The following is a 13,067-nucleotide window of genomic DNA, read 5'->3' as shown; positions in this document are numbered from 1 at the left end:
TCCTCCGGAACTGCGATACCGGACGCCCCGTCATTCCGGCGGCCTCGCCGCGAAGGACAGCGGACGTGCGCTCTCCATGTTCGGACGGTTCCGGGTCAGCCGGCATATCGGGTTGTCCCGGTGCAGGTTGCACCACCACCGCGGGGGCGGGAAGCTCGGCGGCTTGTTCGGGTCGCAGTTCGGGTTCGGGAGCGGCGACTGGCAGGCGGGCTTGTCGCCCTGGTCGCCGTCATCGCCATCGTCACCGTCGTCCTGGCAGCGCGGGTCGTACTCGCCGATCGGGGAGTCGCACCACGGCGGGCGCTTGTCCTTCTTCTTCTCCGGCGGCTTGGCCCACTGCTGGACGATGCCGCCCCAGACCGGCTGCGGGAACGGCTTCGCCTCCTCGCCTGCGGTCGCGTCCGCCATGTACGCCCGCCAGATGCGCGCGGGGATGGACCCGCCCTCGACCTCGCCGATGCCGGGCAGGACGAGCGACTTCTTTCTTCCGTCCGGTCCCTTGGCGTCGTTGTACATCGTCACCGCCGTGGAGTACTGCGGGACGTATCCCACGAACCACGTCGCGACGTTGCGGTCGGTGGTGCCCGTCTTGCCGGCCGCCTCCCGCCCGTCCGGGAGGCGGGCGGCGGTCGCGGTACCGGCGTTCACGACCTGCCTCATCGCGTACGTCGCGTCCGCCGCCACTCCGGGGGTGAAGACGCGGCGCTTCACGGGCTTCCACTTGTACTTCTGCGTCTTGTTGTCGCTCAGCCTGACGTAACGGATGACGTGCGGCTTGTGGTAGATCCCGCCGTTCGCGAACGGAACGTATCCGGCGGCCTGCTCGATCGGCCGGATGTCGTTCACGCCGAGCGCCAGCGTCGGGTACTTGTGCGGCTTCAGCAGGAAGGGCTCGATGCCCGCGTCCGTCTCGGTCTTGATGACCTCTTCGATGCCGACCTTGCCGATCAGCTGGATGAACGCGGTGTTCACCGAGTTCTGCGTCGCCCTGATGAGGTTGATCGCCGGGGCTTCCTTGTGCCCGTTCGGGACCCGGTACGCGCGGGGCGTGCCCGCCGACACGACGTTCCCGTTCCCGTCGAGCGGGATCATCGAGCGGCCCTCGACCAGGCTCTTCAGGCTGTAGTTCTGCTTCAGGGCCGTCGCCAGGACGTACGGCTTCATCGCCGATCCGCCCTGCGCCTGCCCCTGCCACACATTGTCGAACGCCTGGTCCAGGTAGTCGGGCCCGCCGTAGAACGCGACGACCTCACCGTTGGCCGTGTTGACCGACACCAGGCCCACGCGGATCTTCTTCTTCGCGAGCTTCTTCGGGTTGACCTGCGGCACGGTCTTTTCCGCGGCGCGCTTCGCCTGGGCCATCTTCTTGCGGTCGAACGTCGTGTAGACCCGCAGGCCCTGCGTCGTCAGCATCTTGCTGTCGATGCCCGCGCGGCGGAGTTCCTCCTTGGCGCGCATCAGCATGTAGCCGCGCTGACCGCCGTACAGTTCCGCGTTCTGGCCGGCGGACCGGATCTTCGGCAGCGCGGCCAGGGCCTTGTCCGCCTCGGCCTGGCTGAGCACCTTCATCTCGACCATGCCCTTGAGGGTGTACTCGTAGCGGGCCTTCAGCCAGGCCTGGTTCTCCTTCTCGCCGATGTCCCGGTTCGGGTTCTGGATGATGCCGCCGAGGACGGCCGCCTGGGCCGGGGTGAGCTTCCACACGTCCGTGCCGAAGTACTCCCGGGACGCCGCCTGGATGCCGTACGTGTCACGGCCGAAGTAGATGGTGTTCAGGTAGAGCTTGAGGATCTCGTCCTTGCTCTTCTCGTCCTCGAGCTTCAGGGAGATGAACAGCTCCTTGAACTTCCGGTTCACCGTCCGGTTGTTCGGGTCGGAGTAGTAGTTCTTGGCGAGCTGCTGCGTGATGGTGGACCCGCCGCCGGACCCGCCCGTCAGGTTCTTCCAGACGGCGCGCGTGGTGCCCTTGATGGAGAAACCGGGGTCGCTGCGGAAGCTCCGGTTCTCCGCCGCCAGCACCGCGTTCTGCACGTGCGCCGGGACCTTGCTCAGCTCGACGCTCTGCCGCTTCTTACCGATCCGCCCGATCTCGCTCTTGTCGGTGTAGTAGAAGATGGACGCCTGGTCCTCGACGCCGGCCACGGTCGGTTCCGCGGGCGTGGGCGTGTTGGAGTACGCGACCCAGATCAGGGTGACGAATCCGGCGAACGCCAGCCCGCACACCCCGGCCACGAGCTTCCAGGACGGCAGGAACCGCCGCCAGCCCTCGTTGCGGGAACGCAGATGGTCGACGAAGCCGCGCTTGCCGCCGCCCTTCCGCGGACGGCCAGGCCCACCGGGGCCACCCGGACCACCGGGACCACTGGGGCCACCGGGGCCACCGGGCCCAGGCCCGCCCAGACCGGGACCACCGGGGCCGACCGGCACGGCCGGCATGCCGAAGTTTCCGGGCATGCCCGCCCCCGCCGGACCTCCTGCGGGCGCTGGCGCTCCCCCGGGACCACCCGGTCCGGCCGCGTGCTTTCCGACGCGCACCGGCGGGCCGCCGGAGGGACCACCGAGACCGGGGCCGCTTGCCGCGCCCATCGGCGCGTTCAGCGGGTTGCCGGAGGGTACACCGCCACGCGGAGCGTTCGGCGGAGCGTTCAAGGGACTGCCGGACGGGACGCCGGCCCCGCTCGGCGGCGGGCCTCCTATCGGGCCGACGGGCAGGCCGTCGCCCGCGGTGCCGTTCAGCGGATCACCGATGCGCGGACTCGACCGCGGGCCTCCGCCCGCACCGATCGGCGGACCGTCGCCCGCGGGACCGCTCAAAGGGCTGCCGCCCGCCGGGTCGCTCAGCGGCGGCGGGTTCAAGGGGTTGCCGGACGGAGTGCCCGGCCCGCTCAACGGCGCGTTCAGAGCACCACCGCCGAAACCTGCGGACGGTCCAACGCCGAGGGGGTCGCTCAAGGGGGCGTTCAAAGGGTTGGCGGACGCGACACCGCTTCCCGAGGTTCCGCCCGGGGAAACACCAGGCGCGGGGTCGCTCAACGAGGCGGCTGGGCTCAAGGGGGCGGGGTCGCTCAAAGGGGCGGGGTCGCTCAAGGGGGCCGGAGGCGTCTCCGGTACATCACGTTTCTGCGGCTCCACGGGCAGCCCGCCGGAGGGGGTCGCGGACGCGGGCGTCCCGCCGGGGGGCGTCGAGGACGGCGGCGGCCCGAAGATGACAGCGGGACCGGCGGCCGACGGCGGCGGGGGCGGCGGGGCGATCGGTCCCGAGGCGGACACGGCCGACGACGGCGCCGCCTCGGCGGACGGCTCGGGCGGCAGGGCGCCCGCGGCCGTGTCGAAGGGCCCGACGAACGGCGGGGGGACAGGCGGCGCCGAAGCGCCGGTGCTCACATCACCGGTCTCGCCGAAGGCATCCGGAGCGGCGGGGTCGGCGGGCCGACCGGGGCGGGGGACCTGCTGCCCGCCCGGCCTCGGGGGCCCGGACTCCGCGTCCGGTCGGGGCTGGCTTGGATTACTCACGCGACCTCATCGACAGGGGACAAACGGGCGGTTGCCGAACTCGTGCGCCGTCCGAAGAGTACTGTGCGGGCTGGTGAGCGGGGGGCGCGCAGGGCGCGGCAAGGCTCGGATCTCGGCCGGCTGGACGTCCTGACCTGCGGCGCTGCGGATCATCCTCCTTGTCGGTCACCGCTCGGGGCGGTCTCCCCGTGGCCGAGAACGTAGGACTGCGCCAGGTGGTTCCATGCGCAACTTTGACACACTTCGACCACGTAGACCCGAAATTCGCCGTATTCGTGCTCCATGGCGGCCAGCTCGGCGGGGGCCTTCACCCGCCCGGCGTAGCGGCCCAGTTCGTCTCCGTACACATAGGTGACGTGGGTGAGCCGCACACGGTCGCAGACGGGGCAGGAGGCGTCGGTCGGCTCCCCGTGGTACTTCGCGGCGCGCAGCAGGTACGGGTGCGCGTCGCAGGCGTCGTCCCTGGCCAGTGAACCCGACCGCAGTTCCGTGAGGGCGGCGCGCTTCGCGAGCCCGTAGTCGACGACCAGCCTCCGTCCCATGGACGGTTCGTACCCCGCCGCGCACCGCCTCAAGGCCCCGGGCTTGCCATGGGACGCGTCGCTACGTATCTTGTCGATGTATCGAGCCGATACATTCACTCGATACATCGACCCGAGACATCGACCCGGATGTCGACAGCGCGGAAGAGGGAAGCGGATGGCGGCCAAGAAGGGCGCGGGCGTGCTGGAGCTCGCCGTGCTCGGGCTGCTGCACGAGTCCCCGATGCACGGCTACGAGCTGCGCAAGCGGCTCAACACCCTGCTGGGCATGTTCCGCGCGTTCTCGTACGGGTCGCTCTACCCCTGCCTCAAGCAGCTGCTCGGCAGCGGTCTGATCATCGAGGACCGCCCCGAGGAGCCGAACGGGGCGCTCGCGCTGCAGAGCCGCAGGTCGAAGATCGTCTACAAGCTCACCGCCGAGGGCAAGGAGCGGCTCCAGCAGCTGCTCACCGAGGCGGGTCCGGCGTCGTGGGAGGACGAGGGGTTCGGCGTGCACTTCGCCTTCTTCTCGCACACCCGCGCCGACGTGCGGCTGCGCATCCTCGAGGGCCGGCGCAGCCGGCTGGAGGAGCGGCTGGAGAGCGTGCGCGCCGCTCTGGCGCGCACCCGGGAACGGGTCGACTCCTACACGCTCGAACTGCAGAACCACGGGCTCGAGTCCGTCGAGCGCGAGGTCCGGTGGCTCAACGAGCTCATCGGGCGCGAGCGGGCGGAGCAGGAACGGCAAGCCAGAACTTCGCAAATCAATCAGGACATGCCTCGGGAGAAGGGCCGCTGAACCGCGGCCCGGCGCCCTCGGGGTCGGGTGAAGAAACACCACATGTTCCGCTAAGAGAGAAGGAGCAATCGGATGGGTTCGGTGCGCGTAGCCATCGTGGGTGTGGGCAACTGCGCCTCTTCGCTCGTCCAGGGTGTCGAGTTCTACAAGGACGCGGCCCCCGAGACGCGGGTCCCCGGCCTCATGCACGTCCAGTTCGGCGACTACCACGTCGGCGACGTGGAGTTCGTGGCGGCGTTCGACGTGGACGCCAAGAAGGTCGGGATGGACCTGTCCGAGGCCATCCACGCCAGCGAGAACAACACCATCAAGTTCGCCGACGTGCCCCCGACCGGCGTGACCGTCCAGCGCGGCCACACCCTGGACGGCCTGGGCGAGTACTACCTCGACATGGTCGAGGAGTCGGACGCCGAGCCGGTCGACGTGGTGCAGGCGCTGAAGGACGCCGAGGTGGACGTCCTCGTGTCCTACCTGCCGGTGGGCTCCGAGGAGGCCGACCGCTTCTACGCGCAGGCCTGCATCGACGCCAAGGTCGCGTTCGTGAACGCGCTGCCGGTGTTCATCGCCAGCGACCCCGAGTGGGCGCAGAAGTTCACGGACGCGGGCGTCCCGATCGTCGGCGACGACATCAAGTCCCAGGTCGGCGCGACCATCACGCACCGCGTCATGGCCAAGCTCTTCGAGGACCGCGGCGTCGAGCTGCTGCGCACGTACCAGCTCAACTTCGGCGGCAACATGGACTTCATGAACATGCTGGAGCGCAAGCGCCTCCAGTCCAAGAAGATCTCCAAGACGCAGTCGGTCACGTCGCAGATCCCGCACGAGATGGCGAAGGCCGACGTGCACATCGGCCCGTCCGACCACGTGCCGTGGCTGGACGACCGCAAGTGGGCCTACGTCCGCCTGGAGGGCAGGTCCTTCGGCGACACCCCGCTGAACCTGGAGTACAAGCTCGAGGTCTGGGACTCCCCGAACTCCGCGGGCGTCATCATCGACGCCGTCCGCGCCGCGAAGATCGCGAAGGACCGCGGCGTCGGCGGCCCGATCCTGTCGGCGAGCTCCTACTTCATGAAGTCGCCGCCGGAGCAGTACAACGACGACCAGGCGCGCGAGGCCGTCGAGGCCTTCATCCGCGGCGACGTCGAGCGCTGACCCCCGGCACACCGCCCCGCCGCCCGGTGAGAGGCTGATCACAAAGCGCCGCGACGGACGCCCCGACACGGAAGACTCCCGTGTCGGGGCGTCCGCGTTCTCCGGTCCCGCCGGAGAAAGCGCAGGGGAAAACGGCGATGTACCGGCACTTCGTCACTCTGCGGCCCTACTGTGACACCGAAGGTGAATACGCGGGTGGAGGGCGTGATGGCACGCGAGCTGATCAAGGTCTCGGCCGGGCTCACCGGGCTCGCCGTGCTCGCCGCCGCGCTGACCGGGTGCGCGGGCGGGGGCGCCGGGGCGCAGGGCCCGCCGCGTCCGGGCGGCACGCTGCGCGTGATCGGCTCGTCCGATGTCGAGCACCTCGACACCGCGTCGGTCTCCAGCGTCGGCTCCTACGGCCTGGTCCGGACGTTCGCCCGCACGCTGTTCGGCGTGCGCGCGTCCAACGCGTTCCCCGAGACCGTGCCCGTGCAGGCGGACGTGGCGGCGCGCGTCCCCAGCCGGGAGAACGGCGACATCGCCAAGGACGGCCGGACGTACACGGTGCGGCTGCGGACGGGCGTCCAGTGGAACACGAGCCCGCCGCGCCCCGTGACCGCGCACGACTTCGTGCGGGGGTTCGAACGGCTCTGCAACCCGGCGTCCCCGTCCGCGGGCAAGGGCTACTACATCTCGACCCTCAAGGGGATGGACGCGTTCTGCCGGGGCTTCTCCGCGGTCGACCGCGATGACCCGAAGGCGATGGCGGCCTACCAGCGCGAGCACGGGTTCGAGGGCGTCCGGGCCAGGGACGACCGGACGCTCGTGTTCACGCTGGAGAAGCCGGCCAGCGACTTCCTCAACCTGCTGTCGCTGCCGTTCACCGCGGCGGCGCCGGCGGAGTACGACCGGTACGTCCCCGACGGCCCGGAGTTCCGCCGCCGCACGATCTCCAACGGCCCGTACCAGATCACCGAGTACCGGCCCGGCATGTCGGTCGTCCTGGAGCACAACCGGGCATGGCGGCGGGAGAGCGACCCGCTGCGCGAGCGGCACGTCGAGAAGATCCAGATCACGTTCGGCCAGGACTCCCCGGAGACCGTCCAGCAGCAGCTGGAGCAGGGCACCGCCGACCTCGCGTGGGACCAGCCCGTCCCGACGGCCGCCATCCCCGGGCTGCGCCGCGACCCGCGCTTCGCGATCCGGGAGACCCCGAACAACAGCCCGTACCTGGTGTTCAACACCCGCAGCCCGAACAACGGCGGGGCGCTGGGCAAGCGGGAGGTCAGGCAGGCGCTGCAGTACGCCGTCGACCGCTCCGCCCTCATCAAGCTCGTCGGCGGGCCGTCCGTCGCGGAACCGCTGCACACGGTGATCCCGCCGGGCAACTCCGGGCACGCACCGCGCAACCCCTACCCGACCGCCGACGAGGCCGGTGACCCGGCCAAGTGCCGCCAGCTGCTCGCCAAGGCCGGCCATGCCCGCCTCACGCTGAAGTTCCCGTACCGGACGAACAGCGTCCACAGGCTCCTCGCGCAGTCGATCGCCGGGAACCTGGCCGCCTGTAACGTGAAGGCGATCCTCACGGCGGACGCGGGCGGCTCCTTCTACTCGGCGACGCTCACCGATCCCGCGAAGGCCCGCGAGGGCCAGTGGGACATCGCCGCCCCCGGCTGGACCCCCGACTGGTACGGCAACAACGGCCGGTCGATCATCCAGCCGCTGTTCGACGGCCGGACCTACGGCCCGAACTCCACCAACTACGGCGGCTATGACAATCCCGAGGTCAACGGCCTGATCGACGCGGCCCTGACCGCGTCCAGCCCGGACCGGGCCGCCGGCTTCTGGGCCATGGCCGACCAGAAGATCATGGACGACGCCGCGATCATCCCCCTGCTGGACCGCGACCAGCCCATCTTCCACTCGTCCCGCGTCCACAACGCCCTCTTCCTGCCCACGGCGGCGGGCTACGACTACACCCGCCTTTGGCTCAGCCCCTGAGCTCGGCGGGGCGCATAGAGTTCCCCGGGTGTGGGGTGAGTTGCGGGGGATCGTGCGGGGGCGTGACTTCCGCCGGCTCTATGGGACGCGGATCGCCTCCCAGCTCACCGACGGCGTCTTCCAGGTGGCACTCGCCGGTTACGTCTTCTTCTCTCCGGAGCGGCAGACCACGGCGGGCAAGGCGGCGGCCGCGTTCGCGGTGATGCTGCTGCCCTACTCGGTGCTGGGTCCGTTCGCCGGGGTGTTCATCGATCGGTGGCAGCGCCGGCAGATCCTCCTGTGGGCGCCCGTCCTGCGGGCGGTTCTGGTGCTGGGTGTCGCGGGGCTGGTCGCGGCCGGGCAGGACGGGGCCGTGTTCTTCTGCGGCGTCCTCGCCGTCCTCGGGGTGAACCGGTTCTTCCTGGCGGCGCTGTCGGCCGCGCTGCCCCATGTGGTGCGCGGCGAGCAACTCGTCACGGCGAACGCGTTCTCGGTCACGTCGGGGACGGTCGTCGCGTTCGTGGGCGCCGGGATCGGCTATCTGCTGCGGAGCGTCTTCGGGGCTGGGACGGACGGGACGGCGCTCATCCTCGTCACGGCGTCGGCGCTGTTCCTCGGCGCTGGGCTCGTCGCGACGTCGCTGCCCAGGGGGCTGCTGGGGCCGCCCGAGGTAGGCGGGGCCGGCCACGGGCTGGCGGAGGAGCTGCGGGACGTCCTCGGCGGCCTCGTTGACGGGGCGCGGCATCTCGCGGAGCGGCGGCCGGCCGCGTACGCGCTGGGCGTCATCGCGTTCCACCGCTTCCTCTACGGCGTCTTCCTCATCATGACGCTGCTGCTGTGCCGGAACGCGTTCGCCGCCGGCGCGGACGCGGGGCTCGCGAAGGCGGCCGTCATGCTGGGGTTGTCCGGGGCGGGGTTCTTCGCGGCGGCGCTCGTCACGCCGATGGCGGTGCGGCGCGTCGGCAAGGAGGCGTGGACGGCGGGGCTTCTGGGCACGGCGGCCGTGGCGGTGTGCGCCCTCGGCCTGCCGTTCGGCGAGGTGCCGTGGGCCGGCCTGTCGTTCGTGCTGGGCGTCGTGTCGCAGGGCGTGAAGCTATGCGTCGACACCACGCTGCAGGAGCGGATCGACGACGCGTTCCTCGGCCGGGTGTTCGCCGTGTACGACATGCTCTTCAACGCGATGTTCGCCGCGGCCGCCGCCGTCGCGGCCGCGGCGCTGCCGGCGGACGGGCGGTCGCCGGCCATGCTGGGCGCCGTCGCCGCCGCCTACGCGGCGGGCGCCCTGCTGTACGTCAGAGGGACTCGGCGATCGCCCACAGCGCGGACGTGATGTGGTCGATGTCGTCCTCCGTGCTGACGTACGGCGGCATCGTGTAGACCAGCTTTCCGAAGGGGCGGAGCCAGACGCCGCAGGCCATGGCGATGTCCTGGACGGCCTGGACGTCGACCGGTTCGCGCGCCTCCACGACGCCGATGGCGCCGAGGACGCGGACGTCCGCCACCCCGGGCAGCTCCTCCGCACCGGCGAGGCCGGTCGTGAGGTGCGCCTCGATCGTGTCCACCTCGTCCCGCCAGTCGCGGGAGAGGAGGAGGTCGATGGACGCGGACGCGACGGCGGCGGCCAGCGGGTTCGCCATGAAGGTCGGGCCGTGCATCAGCGTCCCGGCCTCGCCGGACGCGATGCCGTCCGCGACGCGGTCCGTGCAGAGAGTCGCCGCCATCGTGAGGTATCCGCCGGTCAGGGCCTTGCCCAGGCACATGATGTCGGGCGTGACCTCGGCGTGGTCGCAGCCCCACAGCTCACCCGTCCGGCCGAAGCCGGTGGCGATCTCGTCCAGGATGAGCAGGATGCCGTGCTCGTCGGCGATGTCGCGGAGCGCCCGCAGGTACTCGGGCGCGTAGAAGCGCATGCCGCCGGCGCCCTGGACGATCGGCTCGACGATGATCCCGGCGAGTTCGTGGGCGTGCGCGGCGGCGAGGTTCGCGAGGTCGTCCAGGTAGGCGGGGTCGGGGTCGGCGGTATGGCCGAGCGGCGGCGGCGGCGCGAACACGTGCTTCGCGAGGACGTCCGAGAACAGGTGGTGCATGCCGTTCACTGGGTCGCAGACGGCCATGTCGCCGAACGTGTCGCCGTGGTAGCCGCCCCGGACGGTCAGCAGCCGGTGCCGCTCGGGACGTCCGCGCGACCGCCAGTACTGGAGCGCCATCTTGATCGCGACCTCGACCGCGACGGAGCCGGAGTCGGCGAAGAAGACCTTGGTGAGCGGCTCGGGCGTCAGCGCGACGAGGCGCTCGGCGAGGTGGACGGCGGCGGGGTGGGTGAGCCCGCCGAACATGACGTGCGCCATCTTGCCGAGCTGGCGGGTGGCGGCGGCGTTCAGCTCCGGAACGTCGTAGCCGTGGATCGCCGCCCACCAGGACGACATGCCGTCGATCAGCTCGGTGCCGTCGGCGAGGGTGAGCCGCGTCCCGGCGGCCGAGACGACGGGGTGGACGGGCGTCGCGGCCGGCATCGCCGCGTACGGGTGCCAGATGTGCTCGCGGTCGAACGCGAGGAGGCGCTCGGCCTCGCGCGGGCTCATCCGCCCCAGCTGGAGCCCGATCACGCCCCGATCCCCTCCTCGGCGGCCCACCGGCGCAGCTCGTCGGCCGCGGCCTCCTTGCCGATGAGGCCGCGGTCGAGGCGCACCTCCAGCAGGAACCTGTACGCCTTGCCGACGAGCGGCCCCGGCGCGATGCCGAGGATCTCCTGGATCTCGTTGCCGTCGATCTCGGGGCGGATCGCGGCGAGCTCCTCTTCCTCGGCGAGCCGGTCGATCCGCGTCTCGAGGTCGTCGTAGGTGCGGCGGAGCCGGTCGGCCTTCCGCTTGTTGCGGGTGGTGCAGTCGGCGCGCGTCAGCTTGTGGAGGCGGGTCAGCAGCGGCCCCGCGTCCCGGACGTACCGCCGGACGGCGGAGTCCGTCCATTCGCCGGTGCCGTAGCCATGGAACCGGAGGTGCAGCTCCACCAGCCGCGACACCTCGTTGACGGTGTCCTTGGGGTAGCGCAGGGCGGTCAGCCGCTTGCGCGTCATCTTCGCGCCGACGACCTCGTGGTGGTGGAACGAGACGCGGCCGCCCGCCTCGAACCGCCGGGTCTTCGGCTTGCCGATGTCGTGCAGGAGCGCGGCCAGCCGAAGCACGAGGTCGGGGCCGTCCTCCTCCTGGGCGATGGCCTGCTCCAGGACGATCAGCGAGTGCTCGTAGACGTCCTTGTGGCGGTGGTGCTCGTCGATCTCCAGGCGGAGCTTCGGCAGCTCGGGCAGGACGTGTTCGGCGAGGCCGGTGTCGACGAGGAGCGCGAGGCCCTGCCGCGGGTACGCGCCGCAGAGCAGCTTGCTCAGCTCGTCCCGGACCCGTTCCGCGGACACGATCTCGATGCGCTCCGCCATGTCCTTCATCGCCTGGACGACGTCGGGCGCGACGGTGAAGCCGAGCTGGGACGCGAACCGGGCCGCGCGCAGCATCCGCAGCGGGTCGTCGCTGAAGGAGTCCTCGGGACGTCCCGGCGTGCGCAGGACCTGCCGCTGCAGATCGGTGAGGCCGCCGAAGGGGTCGACGAACTCGTACCCGGGGAGGCGGGCCGCCATGGCGTTCACGGCGAAGTCGCGCCGGCGGAGGTCCTCCACGAGGGAGGTCCCGTAGGAGACCTCGGGCTTGCGCGACCTCGGGTCGTACGACTCGCTGCGGTAGGTGGTGATCTCCAGTTCGGCGCCGTCCTTGTGGAGGCCGACGGTGCCGAACTCGATGCCGATCGTCCAGATGTTGTCCGCCCAGCCCTTGACGAGCTCCAGGATCTTCTCGGGCGGGGCGTCGGTGGTGAGGTCGACGTCCTTGGTCTCGCGGCGGAGCAGCGCGTCCCGGACGGGGCCGCCGACGAGGGCGAGCTCGTATCCGGCCGCCGCGAACCGCTCGCCGAGCCCGTCCGCGACGGGGGCGATCCGCCGCAGCAGCTCGGCGATGGCCGTGGCCCGCGGGCCGGAGAGCTCCGCGCTCGGCGCGCCGGTGGGCGAGGTGTCGGCCATGGGGCCACCTTCCGGGCCGATGTCGCCGGAATGAGGGGTCACGTTCTGCTTCGGCACGGCCATCGAGCGTATTTCCTTGATCGGCGGGCTGACAAAGGGGATTTTCCGCGCAAAGGAGCCGTCCGAGGCAGGACTTTGGACACTTCACATGGCGCGATACCCGGGTTACCTTCTGGACACCCCCGATCGGGCCGATGCGGCCGCCGGTGAGCTTCCGGTGGTGACAACGGTAGCGGGAGACGGCGGGACCGCGGTCGCCCCCCGGGGCCGAGAGTGCCTGCGGCGGATCGAGGGTTAGTCCGGTCAGGTGGGGTATATGGGGTGTTCCCCCGCGAAGTGGGAGGTGCGCAGCACGGAACACCACGGGGTGAACAGAACCAGTTCGGGGGTGTGCGGGGCCAGCCCCGCCGGATGGAGCCGATCATGAAGGACGCTCTCGCCATCCATCGCGCGCTGCTCGAATGGGAGACCGTGCACGAGATCGTGCGGTTGCCCATCGGGCTCTCCCACGCGGACGAGCTGCCGAAGGCGCTCGGCCTGCCGGCGGACCGCTGCCTGGTGACCCGCGTGTACGACTGCGACGATATGAGACCCGGGCACCGCTTCCTGACCGGGGTGATCGTCCCCGCGGGCGCCCGGCCCGACCCGGCCGCGATCCGGCGTGCCGTCGGCGCGCGGAGCCTCTTCCCGGCCCGCCCGGACGTGATCAACTCGGCCACCGAGTACGCCGCCGACCTCGTCTGCCCGCTCCTCCTGCCGGACACCATGCCGCTCCTCATCGACCACCGGCTCGTGGAGGGGCTCCAGGCCGACGAGGTCGTCTACACGCCCACGGGGGAGGCGTCCACGGCCCTCGGCATCCGCGGCCAGAGCCTCTACTCGCTCTGCCAGGCGAAACCCGTCGACCTCGGCTCGTTCACCACGGACCCGGCCGTCCGCACCGACTCCCCGGCCCTCCACCGGGCTCGGTGATCTTCCCGTCGGACCGGACCAATCCGGACGGCGGGCGGGCGGAACGGTCTGGCGTGCCCGACGTCGGGGCTACCATCGGGGCCGT

Annotated in this window: 9 protein-coding genes; 5 read left to right on the top strand and 4 right to left on the bottom strand. The window is 71.1% G+C overall.

Annotated features, from left to right (window positions below):
• Positions 1-30: 30 nt before the first annotated feature.
• On the bottom strand, positions 31-2,454 hold the full coding sequence (locus IE99_RS0102715) for a transglycosylase domain-containing protein (RefSeq protein ID WP_084219240.1): 2,424 nt from the start codon (positions 2,452-2,454) through the stop codon (positions 31-33).
• A gap of 1,208 nt (positions 2,455-3,662) precedes the next feature.
• Positions 3,663-4,055 (bottom strand): DUF5318 family protein, encoded by a 393-nt coding sequence (locus IE99_RS0102710; RefSeq protein ID WP_030163320.1) that lies wholly within the window; start codon positions 4,053-4,055, stop codon positions 3,663-3,665.
• Between the two features lie 157 nt (positions 4,056-4,212).
• Between IE99_RS0102710 and IE99_RS0102705 the strand changes: the two genes are divergently transcribed.
• The 4 genes from IE99_RS0102705 (at position 4,213) to IE99_RS0102690 (ending at position 9,277) form a co-directional block, all read left to right on the top strand.
• Positions 4,213-4,833: a PadR family transcriptional regulator gene (locus IE99_RS0102705; protein WP_030163317.1), complete on the top strand. Its 621-nt coding sequence runs from the start codon at positions 4,213-4,215 to the stop codon at positions 4,831-4,833.
• Between the two features lie 72 nt (positions 4,834-4,905).
• Complete coding sequence (locus IE99_RS0102700; RefSeq protein WP_030163315.1) at positions 4,906-5,985, top strand: inositol-3-phosphate synthase; 1,080 nt, start codon at positions 4,906-4,908, stop codon at positions 5,983-5,985.
• Positions 5,986-6,192: 207 nt separating this feature from the next.
• Positions 6,193-7,968: an ABC transporter substrate-binding protein gene (locus IE99_RS0102695; protein ID WP_051711981.1), complete on the top strand. Its 1,776-nt coding sequence runs from the start codon at positions 6,193-6,195 to the stop codon at positions 7,966-7,968.
• Between the two features lie 28 nt (positions 7,969-7,996).
• On the top strand, positions 7,997-9,277 hold the full coding sequence (locus IE99_RS0102690) for an MFS transporter (RefSeq protein WP_030163310.1): 1,281 nt from the start codon (positions 7,997-7,999) through the stop codon (positions 9,275-9,277).
• On the opposite strand, the gene IE99_RS0102685 is transcribed toward IE99_RS0102690, so the two are convergent.
• Both IE99_RS0102685 and IE99_RS0102680 read right to left on the bottom strand, forming a co-directional pair.
• Positions 9,240-10,553 carry an adenosylmethionine--8-amino-7-oxononanoate transaminase gene (locus IE99_RS0102685; RefSeq protein WP_245623030.1) on the bottom strand — a complete coding sequence of 438 codons (1,314 nt, stop codon included), beginning with the start codon at positions 10,551-10,553 and terminating at the stop codon, positions 9,240-9,242. The two genes, IE99_RS0102690 and IE99_RS0102685, sit on opposite strands and share 38 nt — an antisense overlap.
• Complete coding sequence (locus IE99_RS0102680; RefSeq protein WP_030163300.1) at positions 10,550-12,010, bottom strand: CCA tRNA nucleotidyltransferase; 1,461 nt, start codon at positions 12,008-12,010, stop codon at positions 10,550-10,552. Before IE99_RS0102680 ends, IE99_RS0102685 begins: the two co-directional genes overlap by 4 nt.
• Before the next feature lie 423 nt (positions 12,011-12,433).
• On the opposite strand from IE99_RS0102680, the gene IE99_RS0102675 reads away from it, so the two are divergent.
• A complete protein-coding gene (locus IE99_RS0102675) occupies positions 12,434-12,982 on the top strand; it encodes an aminoacyl-tRNA deacylase (RefSeq protein WP_051711978.1) in 549 nt (182 codons plus the stop codon).
• Positions 12,983-13,067 lie beyond the last annotated feature (85 nt).

The organism is Spirillospora albida (assembly GCF_000718255.1).
Classification (GTDB): Bacteria; Actinomycetota; Actinomycetes; order Streptosporangiales; family Streptosporangiaceae; genus Spirillospora; species Spirillospora albida.
The sequence above is the reverse complement of the archived record's forward strand: the minus strand, read 5'-3'. Positions and strand labels throughout refer to the sequence as shown.